Origin of the sequence: Bombilactobacillus bombi (genome assembly GCF_013607485.1) — a bacterium.
Classification (GTDB): Bacteria; Bacillota; Bacilli; order Lactobacillales; family Lactobacillaceae; genus Bombilactobacillus; species Bombilactobacillus bombi_A.
In genome coordinates this window covers 38,726-53,678 of the sequence record NZ_SCHP01000003.1, presented here as the reverse complement: position 1 = coordinate 53,678, position 14,953 = coordinate 38,726, and the positions used below count along the sequence as shown (strand labels likewise).

The following is a 14,953-nucleotide window of genomic DNA, read 5'->3' as shown; positions in this document are numbered from 1 at the left end:
AGTAGATAAGGGTTAGGAAAGAAGGAGTTTAAATGCAACGACCTTATATTTTTTGTCATATGGGCATGTCTTTGGATGGCAAGATTACAGGCAATTATATGGATGCACCTGGTAATGAAGCGGCAGGAAAGTTATTCTATCATGAAGCTTTTGAAAAAGATGGCGTTTATCCTAATCAAGGATGGTTATCTGGGAGAACTACTAGTGATGATAATTTTACATTTTATAAAAAACCAAAACTAAACTTACATGCTGCTCCTGTCCCGAACGGCGATTTTATAGTGCCAACTAAGTTTAAGAAACACTATATTTCGATTGATCCTCATGGAAAATTGGCCTGGCAGTCAAATGAATTGGTTTATAATACCACTCATGCAGCGGTTTTAGAAGTCATTACGCAACAAGTAAGTAATGGATATAAAGATTTTTTACGGCGTCAAAATATTTCGTATATTATTGCTGGTACCAAAGAATTAGATGCAGCCTTGGCGCTAAAGAAGTTAAAGGAGCTCTTCCACATGCAGACCGTAATGTTGGGTGGCGGGGGTGTCTTGAACTGGTCTTTTATTCAAAAAGGATTATGTGATGAGATTAGTATTGTAATTTCTCCGGCGGCTGATGGTTCCACAAAGACTCCCACATTATTTCAAGCTCAAGCAGGTTTATCAGATACGACACCAGTAACTTTTACGTTAAAGGACGTACAAGCGGTTAGTAATGCTGTTTGGTTGCGTTATTTAGTTAATAAATAATCCTATTAAAAATCAATAATCGTTTGAAGGGCAGCCATTTTTTATTTAAGAGAAGGTAAGATAATGGATTTTAAAAATAAATTATTCTCATTTAATTTAGAAGAAGATATTGCTAGAGCAAAACAGCTGCAGCGTGATGAGCATTTGTGGCAGCATGGACGGGGCACAGCGTCTGATGGACAAGATACTAATGCTCATTGTCAGCCGACTTGTCATTTGACAACAGCCGCAGATAGTATCGTGATTTATTATTCAAGATCAGGCAGTACTGAATTGTTAGCCCATTCAATTGCTTCAATCATTAAAGGCGATATTTTAGAGATTGTGATTCAAAATCCATATGATACTAATTATCAAAAGACGCTCGAACGTGCCAATTATGAACGCGTAAACCAGAATTATCCTTTATTAAAAATGAAGATGCCTAATTTAGATCAGTATCAAACTATCTATTTGGGTTATCCAGTTTGGGCAATGACGCTTTCACATCCGATGACTGCCTTTTTGAACACTTATGGTTCAAAATTGCATCAGAAAACGATCGCTCCTTTTATGACTCAAGGAGGATATGGTGCTGGTGATAGTATTGATAAAATTAAAGAAATTTTGTATCAGAAGCATAGCAATAATAACTTTGTCAATCCCTTAGTGATTGATGGGAATAAAGTTAATCAAGCTCATAATCAAATTGAACGGTGGTTAAGTTCTATTAGGAAATAGTAGTGTTAATAGTTTAGTAAAAAGTAGAATTTGTAGCGTGATAATATTAAAAAAATGGGTCTGGGATAATATTTATCCCAAGCCCATTTTTATGCAATAATCTTAAGCTAAATTCTAGATTACAATTGTGTCAAACAGTTTTGCCTGAATTGATTGGAATTACTCACTAACAATTAATAATGACTTAATGGCTTCCCGCCGATCCATGGCTTCATAAGCAGCTTGAATTTGTTCTAAGGTAAAACGCTTAGTAAAGACTTTGCCAGGATGGATTTGGCCCTTTAAGACGGCCTCTAATAAAACCTTGCGGTCATCAGTTGTTACCGAAGCAATACCACCACGCAGTCCAATATTCTTCCAGAATAAGTTATTGGTATTCATTTCCGCTTTTTGTGGGATTCCCACGCGGCCAATCACTGCTCCGGGACGGCCAACTTGTAAGGCGGTTTGGACCGATTGTTCAGTACCCACACATTCTAAGATAGCATCAGCGCCGTTGCCCTTGGTTAAGTCCATGACCCGTTCAACGGCTTGTTCGCCTCTTTCGGGAACAATGTCAGTTGCACCAAATTCTTTTGCTAATTGTTGACGATCTTCGTGACGGCTCATGGCAATAATTCTTTTAGCACCTAATAGTTTGGCAGCAATGACACCACACAAACCGACAGCACCATCACCAAAGACCACTACCGTATCGCCATTTTTAACCTCAGCGCTGGCAGCAGCATGGTAACCGGTAGCCATCACGTCGGATAGGGTCAATAAATCGTTGAGTTGGTCGTCGGTATAATCACTTGGTTGGCCAGGAATCTTGACTAATGCCCAAGCAGCGTTTGGAAATCTGAGGTATTCGCCTTGATAACCGCCATTGGCTTCATCACTCTGATTAAGACAATCACCATCAAAACCAGCTAAACAAGCAGCGCAATGACCGCAGCCATGGGTAAAAGGTGCAATCACAAAATCACCTGGTTGAACAGCTGTTACTTGGGAGCCGACCTCTTCTACAATACCGATGGCTTCATGACCAACTGGGGTATTATGAGGACGTTGGGAGATTCCACGATACCACCATAAATCAGAACCACAGACGCATGCCCGAACAATTTTGATGATAGCATCTGTATCAGCTTGGATTTGAGGTTTTGGATATTCTTTCAGTTCCATTTTTCCTGGTTCTATAAAAGTTGCTGTTTTCATGATTACTTTTCCTCCATTCTATTTGTCACCATAATAATAGTTGGCAGTGGCGCCTCCGTCAATTAAGAATGTTGCGCCGGTGATAAAAGCACCTTGGGAACTCATCAATAATTGGGCTACATTAGCAACTTCGTCGGCCGTTCCTGGGCGCCCTGCTGGGGATTTGGCAAACATTTCTTTATAAAAGTCTCCTCGAATACCATTAAATTCATCTAAAGCCAAGGGAGTAACAATAATTCCGGGAGCAATTGCATTTAATCGAGCTTTGCGTTGTGTCCATTTCAAAGATTCTGCCATTACTCGTTTTTCGTTACAGCGTTTAGCCAGTTGATATGCTTGTAAAGTATCCTTAATATTTGAAGCTTGTAAAAGTTCTAAATTCAGCAGTTCTTCACTAGGAGTAAGAGCCAATTGCTTGTCTTGCTCAGCGGTTAAGGCCGGCATTCGATGCCCTGATTGACTAGAAATAGTTACTCCTACACCGTCTTCAGCAATAACTTGACCCACTTCTTCGAGTAAAACAGCCGTACCATAGAGATCAACTTTTAAAATAGCTTCAATGGAGTCTTGACTGGGTGATAAGCCCGCGCCGTTAATAAGAGTCTCTTAATAGGGCCAAATTTTTGACCGACAGCAATCATATTTTTGATGGAAGGGCGAGAGGACAAGTCCATTTCAAGAGGTTCAACGTCAAAACCTGCCTCTTGTAATATCTTGCCCGTGTCCTGGGCATTTTTTAAATTTTTATCTCCTAAGATGATTTTTTGGTCGGCACCGATTCGGCGGGCAATGGCCATACTAATTTGGCCTGCACCGACAACTAACATTACTGGTTTAGTCATAATTATAATTCTCCTTTTTAATATAATGGGCGGTTTTCACCTTGAGTATCAGGATCAGCAATTCCAATACTTTCATTAACAAATAAACTCGGGTTAATGACAATTTGTAAAATCACATCAGCAATGCTTTGACGGGAGGCGCAAACGCCATTATAAGGCTGATTATGTGTAGTAATTGTATATTTGATTTCATTACGATCATTAAGCCAAGGTAAGCGTAAAGTAGTGTATTGAAGACCAGAATCAGATAATAATTGATCGGAATTAATTGCTGATTGTAAACCGGGCAAGACACGCTCATGGTTCCAACGACCAAATTCACCGCCTACTTCGTTATACAATCCAAGAATATTAGCGAAGATAACTCTGGGAACGTGATGCTTTTTCATAGCGGCAATCACATTTTTAGTGATGACATTATTAGGGGTGCGGTCGACGACTCCTACAAAAACTAGGTCTTGACCAGCAACTGCTTGTTCAACATCTTGGGCATTAGCTAAATCGACTTCTAAAATACGGGCTTGTTTTTGTAAGTTAGCTAGGCGGCTGCTATTACGGAGTCCTAATGTTAAGTGCACATCTTTAAATTGTGGCTCATTGAATATGCGGTGTTCAACAAGTTGTGATATTTGGCCATTAGCTGCTAAAATTAATAAATTCATTATTATCTCCTTATATACGATTAATTCCTAAGCTATCACGACTACCGAGTTGAGGATCATGGGCTAAGTGTAATACTAGGTCAGCAATGCTCTTACGTGAGACATCATGACCGCCAAACGACTCACCTTTATGGGTGATTTGATAGTCAAGATCATTACCATTGTCGAACCATCCCGGGCGAATGATTGTATAATTCAAAGTAGAAGCTGCAATGATGTCGGCCGCTTGGCGATAGGTTGACAATAGCGGATTATTTTTCAGATTACCTTTGGTACCGATGGTCGCAGGAATTTCATTATAGATACCCATTGAACTAATAAAGAGTAATCGCTGCACCTCTGATTTGGTCATTTGTTCGACTAGTGAATGAGCCATTTTGGGTAAATCACCACTCAAAGCGGCGAAAACGACCTCTTGCTCTTGTAAAGCAATTTTCAGATCCTTAGGATTTGTAACATCTCCAGTGATTAAGCGCTCTCTTTGAGGATTTAACTGCTTTTGCAAAGAGTTTGTGTGACGTGCCATTAAAGTCAATTGATCATCAGAATTATTTAAAAAATATTGCCGGGTAACTCGACCTATTGAACCGGTAGCTCCAATAATTAAGACATTGGTCATTGATACTCTCCTTTCATCGCATGCTTAGCGCTATTGTATTCCCTTAGTCTTACTGTAAGGCAACGTAAACTTTAAAAAAATTGAAGCCTAATGCAGTAGGAAAAGACAACTTAAAAGTGGCTCTTATTCTAAATAAGCCTTATACTTGGTAATAAAACAAAGATAAAGGAGACTAATTGATGAATTATAGTGTCCAACAAGCAGCGGATAAAATGGGCTTAACTACCTACACTTTGCGCTATTATGACAATCATGGAATGTTACCCTATGTCAAGCGCGATGAAAATAACAACCGAATTTTTGATGATGTGGATTTGGAATGGGTTCAAATCATTATTTGTTTACGGGAGACGGGGATGCCCTTAAAGAAGATCCAGCATTATTTACAATTGGTTGTGCAAGGAGAACAAACAGTTCCAGAACGTTATCAGATTATGCTAGAACAACAGCAACAAACTTTAGCCGAAATTAATGAGCTTAATCAGCATTTAGTAACTATTAATAAAAAAGTTGCCCACTATGCGGATATTCTCATTAATAAAAAACCGGATTCTTATGAGCCGTCCAATATTGCCAATAAAAATCCTCAATCACAGCCACAAAAAGTGTTGTAAAAGGACGGTATTATAAAAAGGTGTTGCGCAAGATTATGACGCAACACCTTTTTTAGATATAATTGCTAAAAATATAACATTAATGTACAAAGGCAAAAATCTAAGATAGATACTTGCTCAGTTTTTTATGTTTTAGAATTCCAATTAACTTTAGTCACTTCCCCCATGCTAAGAGAAGTAATGCCAGTTTTTGTTTTAAGCAGTAAATTTCCTTTGTCATCAATATCAGTGACTTGTCCTGTAATTACCTTATGTCCTAGCTGGATTTGAACGGCTTTATTTAATAATATGAGATGTTGTCGGTAAAGATTTAAATAACAAGATTTAGAAAAATCCGGTAAAAATTCTAGTAAGTTACGAATTAAGAGAGCCGTGAATTGAACAATTTCAATGTTTTTAGGAATATAGGCTAATAAATTTGCAGCTTGTGGAAGTGTTGCAGTTAAGTCTTTTTGGTATAAGTTTAGGCCAATGCCGATAATTACTAGTTGAGATGTGGGATGTTCCACAAGAATACCAGCAATTTTTTGGTGCTTAAATAAAAGATCATTAACCCATTTAATTTGACAATTAATTTGCCAATATTGGTTAATTGATTGCTGCAAAACAGCTACAATACCAGTTGTTAAGAGCCCAATATTATCATTATTTAAGTTGTGAATTGGCGTAAGTAAAGATAAGTACAAACCTCCTGGTTTAGAGATGAATTGACGACCTCTTTTGCCATAACCACTAGTTTGTTGGTTACTGATGATAACAACAGGTGTTTGTAAAGCTGAATTAATCTGGTCAGCAGCTTTTAGATTGGTAGAATTAAGGCTTTGGTACCATTCTATTTGTAAAGTAAGATCGGATAATAATTTTTGTAATTGCAGCTGCTTAAAATAATCGTTCATACTAAGTTTTCCTGTCTAAAATTATTAAAAACTAGTTTTGTGCTATCTGCTAATATTAACAAAAGGTAATTAATTTGCAATATACTTTGCTGTTCAAAGTTTTATTATAATTATGCTAGTTATGCTTTAAAGGGCACTATCAAAGTTTTTTAAATAAAACTTGACAATAATAATGATATAATATATTGTGTTTTTTAATCAAACACTTTGATGTTTGAAATATTTTTGAAAAGGGGTTATGTAAATAAATATGCAATTAAATGCAGATGAAATACAGGAATTAATTCCTAATCGTTACCCGATTTATTTCATCGATCAAGTAGAAGATATTCAAACTGATAAATCAATTCGAGCTATTAAAAATGTTACCGTTAATGAGTGGTTTGTCAAAGGTTATATGCCTGGACAATATGTTATGCCTTCAACTTTAATTATAGAAACATTAGCTCAAGCAGCTTCAATATTTATTTTAAAATCACCGATGTTTCGTAATAAAACGGCTTATTTAGGAGGTATCACTCAGGCCAAATTTAAACGTCGAGTTTATGCTGGCGATCGTCTTGTATTAGATATTTCATTAAAAAAGCAACGTCAAAACATCGGATTGGTCAGTTGTTTAGCAACTGTGAATGGAGAAACTGCAGTCGAAACAGAATTAATGTTTATTGTCGAAATGAAGTAAAGATTGCTTAATGGTTGACGTAGGTGGTAACTGTTGCTAATATTTTGATATTCAAAATATTAGAATATCAAAATAGGTGGTATTAATGAAAAAACAGCAGATGGAAAAAATTAGTCGACTTTTAACAACAATTTATACAGAGATTATTCAAGTAGAGCAGCGAGAGCTGCGTAAAAGTACTTTTAATGATGTTTCGATTCATGAAATGCATGCAGTAAATGCGATTACGATGTACGAACATAAAACTAGTTCCCAAATTGCTAGGGAATTAAAGATCTCTCCGGGTACAGTAACTTCTATGATAAATAATTTAGTCAGAAAAGGCTATGTTATTCGGATTAGAGGTAATGATGATCGCCGCTTTGTTAGATTGGGTTTAACTCGAAAGGGACGTTTATTATATCGGGCTCATGACGCTTTTCACCGTTCCTTAGTAAAAAGCTTTATTGAAGGTTTTAGTGAAGAACAAATTTCTTGGATAGAGCAAGCACTATTGAATATTCATATTTTTTTAGAATATCCACCTGTAAGTAGTGACAAGGAGTAATTTAATGGGATTAAGAATTATGCAAACGGCGCATTATGTTCCAGACAAAATTATCCATAATAATGATTTGACTAAGCTATTAGATACTTCAGATGAGTGGATTAAGACAAGAACTTATATTAGACAACGCCATATTTCGCAAACTGAGCAAACTTCAGAATTGTGTATACAGACAGCAAAAAAGCTTTTATCACAGTCTTCATGGACTGCCGATCAATTGGATTTTATTATTGTAGCTACTATGTCTCCTGATTACTTATCACCATCTACGGCGGCAATTGTTCAAGGAGAGATTAAGGCTGATAATGCTTTTGCTTTTGATTTAAATGCTGCCTGTTCAGGTTTTATATACGCTCTGGTTCAAGCTGATCAATTGCTGAAGGGATCATATCGTCGGGGGATGATAATTGGCGGAGAAACACTATCTAAGTTAGTAAATTGGCAAGATCGCTCAACGGCAGTTTTATTTGGTGATGGTGCTGGAGGTATCCTGGTAGAATCTCAATTAGATTCACAATCCAAAGTTGTCGGCCATGATTTACACACTTTTGGACAATCAGCACAGTATTTAACGGCGGGTTATCAACCGTTAGATTCGGCCTTTGCACATGACTTAACTGAACCCGAAAAAAAGTATTTTATTATGGATGGACGTCAAGTTTATAATTTTGCGACTCGTGAAGTGCCTAATTCGATTCTGAGAGCCTTAAACAAGGCAAAGTGGACAGCAGCACAAGTTGACTGGTGGCTGTTACATCAAGCAAATGGTCGTATTAATAGAGAAATTGCAAAACATTTAAAGCAGTCAAGCGAGCGCTTTTTATTAAATGTTGATGCCTATGGTAATACTTCAGCAGCTAGCATTCCAATTTTGCTGGATGAATGTGTTCGTTCACAGACTATTAAAAGAGGTCAAAAAATAGTTTTAAGTGGTTTTGGCGGGGGCCTGACCGTGGGCTCCATTGCCTTAGTATATTAGTTTTAACAAATAATTATAAGTTAGAGGAGAATTATCATGACTGAAGAAGAAATTTTTACAAAAGTACAAGCTATTATTGCTGATCAAACAGGCGAAAGTAAGGATAAAGTTACATTAAATGCCAATATCAAAGATGATTTAAATGCTGATAGTTTAGATGTTTTTGAAGTTATTAATGAATTAGAAGATGAATTTGATATCAAAATTGAAAATGAAGATGGTATTAAAACGGTTCAGGATTTAGTGGACTTTGTCAAGAATCAATTAGATTCGAAAGAGGGATAATTTTATGCAATTAAGTCCATTTATGCGGTCATTAGGTCTAAAGTATCCACTATTTCAAGGTGGAATGGCTTGGGTTGCTGATGGCAAATTAGCGGCAGCGGTATCGAATGCTGGCGGTTTAGGTATTATCGGTGGCGGGAATGCTCCCGGAGAGGTTGTTTACAACGAAATTAAAACCGCTATTTCACTAACAGATCGTCCTTTTGGAGTCAATGTTATGTTATTGTCTCCTCATGTTGATGAAGTAGTAGAAGCAATATTGCAACAAAAGGACAATATAGCAGTGGTAACAACTGGTGCAGGCAATCCTTCTCGTTATTTGAAAAGGCTTCAAGAAGCAAATATTAAAGTAATACCAGTCGTAGGTTCTGTAGGATTAGCCAAAATTATGGAGCGTAGTGGTGTCGATGCAGTTATTGCTGAAGGTATGGAATCAGGGGGACATATTGGTAAATTAACAACTATGACCTTGGTTCCTCAAGTAGTTGATGCCATTAAAATCCCAGTTATCGCTGCTGGCGGTATTGGAGATGGACGCGGCTTAGCAGCAGCCTTTATGTTAGGCGCTCAAGGGGTCCAAATGGGGACTAGATTTTTAGTAGCTCGTGAATCTAAAATCAGCCCTATTTATAAGCAGGCAGTATTAAAAGCCAAAGATATTGATACTTTAGTTACGGGAGATTTTGCTGGTCATCCTTCTCGCGTTTTAAAAAATCCTATGGCTCGAAAATATCTACAAATTGAAAAAGCTGAAGCGGCCAAAGATCATCCAGATTTTAATTCTTTAGATGAGTTAGGCAATGGTAGTTTGAGACGTGCGGTCGAAACCGGTGATCCTAATACAGGTGCTTATATGGCAGGTGAAATTTCTGGAATGATTAAAAAAGAACAAACTGCTAAAGAAATAGTAGAAGAAGTCTGTCAAACAGCCAGCGACCTTTTAGGTGGTGTGCAATGATTGGTTTATTGTTCAGTGGTCAAGGATCGCTGAAAACTGGAATAACTCAAGATATCTATCAGCAAGTACCTGAGTATCGGCAAACAATTGATAAGGCTAGTGAAATATTACAATTAGATATTGGCAAGTTGATGTTTGATGAACAAAAAGCGACCCAGTTATTACAAACCCAGTATTCTCAACCTGTAATTCTTTCCATTAGTTTGGGACTATATCAAATTCTAAAGCCAGCTTTATCTGGTCACAAGCTAGTGGGTATGGGATTAAGTTTAGGTGAATATAGTGCTTTGGCTTGCAGTGGTTATCTAGATTTTTCTAGTGCGCTTAAAGTTATCAAGCGTCGGGGAGAATTAATGCAGCAAGCTAGCGAACAAATAGATAGTAAAATGGTGGCAATTTTAAAAGCTGATTTGACTGCTGTGCAGCAAGCTTGTCAAAAGGCACAGAAAAAGGGAATAGTGAGCATTGCAAATGTTAATACTCCAGATCAAATCGTAATTGGCGGTCAAAATCAGGCCGTAGATTATGCTATAGAACTACTAACTGCAGAAAAATCTTTGCGAGTTGTAGAACTGAAAGTTAGTGGTGCCTTTCATACTCCGATAATGCATTCAATTCAAGCTGGTTTAAAACAAACACTTGCCCCAATTAATTGGCAAGAAGGCGATTTTGAAGTTATTAGTACTACTACGCAAAAACCTTTTGCCCAGTCTAATTTGACAGCCAATCTGACCCAGCAATTAGTTTCGACTACGTATTTTTCCCAAACATTTCAAAAAGTTGCCTCTCAATTGGAAGCTGTGATTGAAATTGGACCAGGGCACACCTTATTAGGATTTGTGAAGAAAATTGATAAGCAAATACCTCGGTATAGTGTAGATAGTTTGGAGACTTTGCGCCAAACTCAACAGTTACTAGGAGTGTAAGTATGGAATTAAAAGATAAAGTAGTGCTCATCACTGGTAGTTCACGGGGAATAGGTTTAGCCATTGCTCAAGCGTTTGCAAAACAAGGTGCTAATATTGTTTTAAATGCTCGTAAACCCATTGATGAGACAGTGATTGCCCAAATTAAACATCTGGGCAGTGATTGTTTAGCCTTAACTGCAGATGTCACGAATATGGATGAAGTAAAGCAATTAATTGCTGATATTATTTCTAATTGGGGACACTTGGATGTAGTCGTAAATAATGCAGGTATTGTACACGATGGTCTGTTGAATCGAATGAGTTCATCTGATTTTCAGAGTGTTTTGGATACTAATTTAGTTGGAACTTTTAATGTAACTAAACAAGCATTACGCCCAATGTATAAGCAGCGTTCTGGTTGTTTTATCAATATGGCTAGTGTAATTGGACTAACGGGTAATATAGGTCAAGCTAATTACGCTGCTAGTAAGGCCGGAATTATTGGTTTTACAAAGTCTGTAGCGCATGAATCAGCTTTACGTAATTTGCGCTGCAACGCGCTTGCTCCAGGAATGATTGCGACCCAGATGACTCAACAGCTAAGTGATAAAAGACAAACAGAGATTATTGAACAGATACCCTTAAAACGATTAGGAACTGTTAATGAGGTTGCTCAAGCTGCTATCTTTTTAGCGCAAAATGATTATATTACAGGACAAACCATAACAATTGATGGTGGCTTAACAATGCAATAAAAGGAGAAAATAATGGTAAGAGTGGTAATTACAGGCATGGGAGCTGTTACTCCTATTGGCAATGATGTGCCTAGTTTTCAAAAGGGATTATTTCAGCAAAAGGTCGGTTTTCAACCTATTTCTACCTTTGATCCTTCGGCAACTGGTGTTACATTGGCCGGAGAAATACACGATTTTGACCCTTTACAGCATTTAACGCGCAAAGATCTTAAAAGAATGGATCAGTATACTCAATACGCAGTTTATGCTGCTGAAGAAGCTATGCAGCAAGCTCAAATAACTGATGATGTGGTAGATAATGATCTTTTCGGAGTGATTTTAGGTACTGGCATTGGAGGCTTAACTACAATCCAAAATCAAGTGATTAAGATGCATGATAAGGGTTTAAATCGTGTATCGCCAATGTTTGTGCCAACAGCTATTTCTAATATGGCATCTGGTAATTTGGCCATGCGTTTTCATGCTCACGGTATCTGTACAGCTATAGTAACTGCTTGTGCTTCAGGAACTAATGCAATTGGGGAAGCTTATCGGCAAATTAAAAATGGCCAGTGTGAAGTGATGATTACTGGAGGCGCAGAAGCAGCCGTTAATGAAATTGGTATTGCTGGCTTTGCAGCTTTATCTACTTTATCGACAGCAACTGATCCATCTCAAGCTAGTCTTCCATTTGACAAAAATCGTTCTGGATTTGTGATGGGTGAAGGTGCTGGAATATTGATTTTGGAATCTTTAGAACATGCTACTAATCGCGGCGCCAAAATTTTAGGAGAAATAGTAGGATATGGAGCTACGGCTGATGCTTACCACATTACCTCACCTGATCCAAGCGGTAAACAAGCTGCTCGAGCAATGAAGTTGGCGGTCCAAGAAGCTCAAATTAATCTGGAACAAGTTGATTATATTAATGCCCATGGTACTGCTACCAAAGGCAATGACGCTGCCGAATCACGAGCTATTAAATCATTATTCACTAATCATTTGCCTTGGGTTTCTAGCACTAAAAGTATGACCGGACATTTATTAGGTGCTGCGGGAGCTATTGAAGCAATAGCAACTGTTATTGCCTTGCAGCAGCAAAAGCTGCCTGTGAATGTCGGTTTAACTAATATTGATCCTGAATGTGATATTCCTTTAGTCACGCAGTCTGATTGTGCACAAACAGTTAATTATGCTTTAAGTAATTCATTTGGATTTGGTGGTCATAACGCAGTTTTAGCTTTAAAGAGGTGGTTGGATTAATGACTTTTGAAGAAATTCAAAAATTGATGCAGCAACTTAATCAAAGTGATTTTACTGAGTTGGAATTAGATTTTGATGGCGGACATTTATATTTAAATAAAAATAAAACTGCAACTCAAGCCGTTAAACAAATAGAACGTCCTAATTTGACTCCTAGTAATCAGCAAACTGAATCATCAACTTCAACAACAAAAACAAATAAAATTGATGCAGACTTTATCAAAGCCCCTTTAGTAGGGATTGTTTATTTACAGTCTTCACCTGAGCAGCCACCTTATAAAAAGGTTGGTGATCATGTTTCAAAGGGTGATGTAGTCTGTGTGATTGAAGCAATGAAAATGATGACGAAGGTTAAAAGCCAAATTAGTGGGACAATTAGTGAAATATTAGTGTCTGACGAAGAAGTTGTGGAATATAATCAGCCATTAATTAAAGTAACTCAATAAAAAGAGGATGAATTTATGGATTCAGCAAATACAAAGAAAATTTTAGAAGCTAATCAAATACAAAAGATATTGCCACATCGCTATCCCATGTTATTAGTCGATCGAATTTTAGACTATCAACCAGGTGAATATGCTATTGGTGTGAAAAATGTCTCTGTTAATGAAAACTTTTTTCAAGGTCACTTTCCAGGCAACCCAGTAATGCCAGGTGCCTTAATTGTCGAGGCTTTAGCGCAAACGGGAGCAATTGCCCTATTGAGCTTGCCTTCTTTTAAGGGAAAAACAGCTTATTTCGGTGGTATTCGAAAGGTGAAATTTAGACAAATGGTTCGTCCAGGTGATCAATTAAAATTGGAAGTACATTTAGATAAATTACGTGGAAATGCTGGCTTAGGCCATGCTAATGCCTATATTGGTGAGAAGTGTATTTGCAGTGGTGATTTGGTTTTTGCGATCGAATAGTAGGTGATGAATTGTTTACCAAAGTTTTAGTTGCAAATAGGGGCGAAATTGCTTTAAGAATTATACGGGCTTTACGAGAAATGCAGATTAAATCGGTAGCTGTTTACTCTACTGCTGATCGCAATGCTCGTTTTGTACAAGCAGCTGATGAGGCTGTTTGCATCGGGGGTCCACTTCCAAGTGATTCTTATCTTAATATGGAAAATATTATTAGTGCGGCTGTTCTCACAGGCGCTCAAGCCATTCATCCGGGTTACGGCTTTCTAGCTGAAAATGCAGAATTTGCACAATTATGTACTGATTGCCAGTTAAAATTTATTGGACCAGATCCTAAGATTCTCTCACTAATGGGTAATAAGGCTAATGCGCGAACTACTATGCAGGCTCATCATGTGCCCGTCATTCCTGGAAGTACTGGATTTGTTGAAAATTACAATCAAGCTAATAAAATTGCCCAGCAAGTAGGTTTTCCTGTTATGTTAAAGGCAGTGGCCGGTGGCGGCGGTAAAGGAATCCGCAAGGTGCAATGCTTAGAAGACTTACCCAGTGCCTTTACAAGTGCTCAAAAAGAAGCCCAATTATCTTTTGGTGATCAACGTATGTATTTAGAAAAAGTTATTTCACCAGCTAAACATATTGAGATTCAAGTCATAGGAGATCAATTTCAAAATGTAGTTGCTTTTCCCGAAAGAGATTGTTCTTTGCAACGTAAACAGCAAAAAGTAATCGAAGAAAGTCCGTGTGCTTTAATTGATTCGAAGCAACGTCAAAAAATTCAACAAATTGTAATTAAAGCTTTACAAGAAATTGGTTATCAGAATGCAGGAACTGTAGAATTTTTGCTGGATGATAAACAAAATTTTTATTTTATGGAAATGAATACCCGCATACAAGTAGAACATCCCATAACTGAAGAAGTTACTGGGATCGATTTAATAAAAGCCCAGATTAAAGTAGCAGCCGGCGAGCGATTAGACTTTAATCAAGAAGATATTATCTTAAATGGGGCTGCCATAGAAGCACGTATTAATGCTGAAGACCCTCAGTATGATTTTCGACCACAAGCGGGTCTAATTAGCCAGCTAAATTTACCCGGAGGCCTAGGAATTCGCTTAGAAAGTGCAGTCAAAAGTGGAGATCAAATTTCCCCTTATTATGATTCTATGATTATTAAGATTATCGCGCATGCCGCTAATCGTAGGGAAGCTTTAATTCGCTTACAAAATGCCTTACAAGAATTAGAGATTCAAGGTTTAAAGACTAATCAATCGTTTTTACAAGAATTACTTAATCAGCCTATGGTGACTTCTGGAAAATATCAAATTAATTACATTGATCAAAATTTTAGTCAAATCCTTAAAAGGCAGCAAAAGGGAGCTTAAAA

General features: G+C 37.4%; 18 protein-coding genes and 1 pseudogene. 14 read left to right on the top strand and 5 right to left on the bottom strand.

Features of this window, described 5'->3' with window-relative positions; translation table 11 throughout:
- The first annotated feature begins 32 nt into the window (after window positions 1-32).
- Both EQ827_RS01620 and EQ827_RS01615 read left to right on the top strand, forming a co-directional pair.
- The gene (locus EQ827_RS01620) at window positions 33-752 is read left to right on the top strand and encodes a RibD family protein (protein WP_181189229.1); all 720 of its coding nucleotides are present in this window, start codon (window positions 33-35) and stop codon (window positions 750-752) included.
- Between the two features lie 63 nt (window positions 753-815).
- Window positions 816-1,472, top strand: coding sequence for a flavodoxin family protein (locus EQ827_RS01615; protein WP_181189228.1), 657 nt, complete (start codon window positions 816-818; stop codon window positions 1,470-1,472).
- Window positions 1,473-1,631: 159 nt separating this feature from the next.
- Here EQ827_RS01615 and EQ827_RS01610 read toward each other — a convergent pair whose 3' ends face one another.
- From EQ827_RS01610 to EQ827_RS01595, 4 genes and pseudogenes are all read right to left on the bottom strand, one after another.
- Window positions 1,632-2,672 (bottom strand): zinc-dependent alcohol dehydrogenase family protein, encoded by a 1,041-nt coding sequence (locus tag EQ827_RS01610; protein ID WP_181189227.1) that lies wholly within the window; start codon window positions 2,670-2,672, stop codon window positions 1,632-1,634.
- A gap of 18 nt (window positions 2,673-2,690) precedes the next feature.
- Window positions 2,691-3,514, bottom strand: a pseudogene (locus tag EQ827_RS01605) (SDR family oxidoreductase).
- A gap of 17 nt (window positions 3,515-3,531) precedes the next feature.
- Complete coding sequence (locus tag EQ827_RS01600; protein WP_181189226.1) at window positions 3,532-4,176, bottom strand: NAD(P)H-binding protein; 645 nt, start codon at window positions 4,174-4,176, stop codon at window positions 3,532-3,534.
- 10 nt (window positions 4,177-4,186) lie between these two features.
- Window positions 4,187-4,795 carry an NAD(P)H-binding protein gene (locus EQ827_RS01595; protein WP_181189225.1) on the bottom strand — a complete coding sequence of 203 codons (609 nt, stop codon included), beginning with the start codon at window positions 4,793-4,795 and terminating at the stop codon, window positions 4,187-4,189.
- Between the two features lie 179 nt (window positions 4,796-4,974).
- Between EQ827_RS01595 and EQ827_RS01590 the strand changes: the two genes are divergently transcribed.
- The gene (locus EQ827_RS01590) at window positions 4,975-5,409 is read left to right on the top strand and encodes a MerR family transcriptional regulator (protein ID WP_181189224.1); all 435 of its coding nucleotides are present in this window, start codon (window positions 4,975-4,977) and stop codon (window positions 5,407-5,409) included.
- A gap of 125 nt (window positions 5,410-5,534) precedes the next feature.
- On the opposite strand, the gene EQ827_RS01585 is transcribed toward EQ827_RS01590, so the two are convergent.
- The gene (locus tag EQ827_RS01585) at window positions 5,535-6,305 is read right to left on the bottom strand and encodes a biotin--[acetyl-CoA-carboxylase] ligase (RefSeq protein ID WP_181189223.1); all 771 of its coding nucleotides are present in this window, start codon (window positions 6,303-6,305) and stop codon (window positions 5,535-5,537) included.
- A 250-nt stretch (window positions 6,306-6,555) separates the two neighbouring features.
- Between EQ827_RS01585 and fabZ (EQ827_RS01580) the strand changes: the two genes are divergently transcribed.
- The 11 genes from fabZ (EQ827_RS01580) (at window position 6,556) to EQ827_RS01530 (ending at window position 14,951) form a co-directional block, all read left to right on the top strand.
- Window positions 6,556-6,987, top strand: a complete 432-nt coding sequence (gene fabZ, locus EQ827_RS01580) for a 3-hydroxyacyl-ACP dehydratase FabZ (RefSeq protein ID WP_181189222.1) — start codon at window positions 6,556-6,558, stop codon at window positions 6,985-6,987.
- A gap of 85 nt (window positions 6,988-7,072) precedes the next feature.
- Entirely contained in the window at window positions 7,073-7,534 is a 462-nt protein-coding gene (locus EQ827_RS01575; RefSeq protein WP_181189221.1) for a MarR family winged helix-turn-helix transcriptional regulator, read from the top strand.
- Window positions 7,535-7,538: 4 nt separating this feature from the next.
- Entirely contained in the window at window positions 7,539-8,513 is a 975-nt protein-coding gene (locus tag EQ827_RS01570) for a beta-ketoacyl-ACP synthase III (RefSeq protein ID WP_181189220.1), read from the top strand.
- A gap of 36 nt (window positions 8,514-8,549) precedes the next feature.
- A complete protein-coding gene (locus tag EQ827_RS01565; RefSeq protein WP_181189219.1) occupies window positions 8,550-8,798 on the top strand; it encodes an acyl carrier protein in 249 nt (82 codons plus the stop codon).
- Between the two features lie 4 nt (window positions 8,799-8,802).
- Window positions 8,803-9,756, top strand: coding sequence for an enoyl-[acyl-carrier-protein] reductase FabK (gene fabK, locus EQ827_RS01560; RefSeq protein ID WP_181189218.1), 954 nt, complete (start codon window positions 8,803-8,805; stop codon window positions 9,754-9,756).
- Window positions 9,753-10,682 (top strand): ACP S-malonyltransferase, encoded by a 930-nt coding sequence (locus tag EQ827_RS01555; protein ID WP_181189217.1) that lies wholly within the window; start codon window positions 9,753-9,755, stop codon window positions 10,680-10,682. The genes fabK and EQ827_RS01555 overlap by 4 nt, the downstream gene beginning before the upstream one ends.
- Window positions 10,683-10,684: 2 nt before the next feature.
- Window positions 10,685-11,419 (top strand): 3-oxoacyl-[acyl-carrier-protein] reductase, encoded by a 735-nt coding sequence (gene fabG, locus EQ827_RS01550; protein ID WP_181189216.1) that lies wholly within the window; start codon window positions 10,685-10,687, stop codon window positions 11,417-11,419.
- Window positions 11,420-11,431: 12 nt separating this feature from the next.
- Window positions 11,432-12,661, top strand: a complete 1,230-nt coding sequence (fabF, locus tag EQ827_RS01545) for a beta-ketoacyl-ACP synthase II (RefSeq protein ID WP_181189215.1) — start codon at window positions 11,432-11,434, stop codon at window positions 12,659-12,661.
- A complete protein-coding gene (gene accB / locus EQ827_RS01540; protein ID WP_181189214.1) occupies window positions 12,661-13,107 on the top strand; it encodes an acetyl-CoA carboxylase biotin carboxyl carrier protein in 447 nt (148 codons plus the stop codon). The genes fabF and accB overlap by 1 nt, the downstream gene beginning before the upstream one ends.
- Before the next feature lie 15 nt (window positions 13,108-13,122).
- Complete coding sequence (gene fabZ, locus EQ827_RS01535) at window positions 13,123-13,569, top strand: 3-hydroxyacyl-ACP dehydratase FabZ (RefSeq protein ID WP_181189213.1); 447 nt, start codon at window positions 13,123-13,125, stop codon at window positions 13,567-13,569.
- Window positions 13,570-13,580: 11 nt separating this feature from the next.
- Window positions 13,581-14,951 (top strand): acetyl-CoA carboxylase biotin carboxylase subunit, encoded by a 1,371-nt coding sequence (locus EQ827_RS01530; protein ID WP_181189212.1) that lies wholly within the window; start codon window positions 13,581-13,583, stop codon window positions 14,949-14,951.
- The last annotated feature ends 2 nt before the right edge of the window (window positions 14,952-14,953 follow it).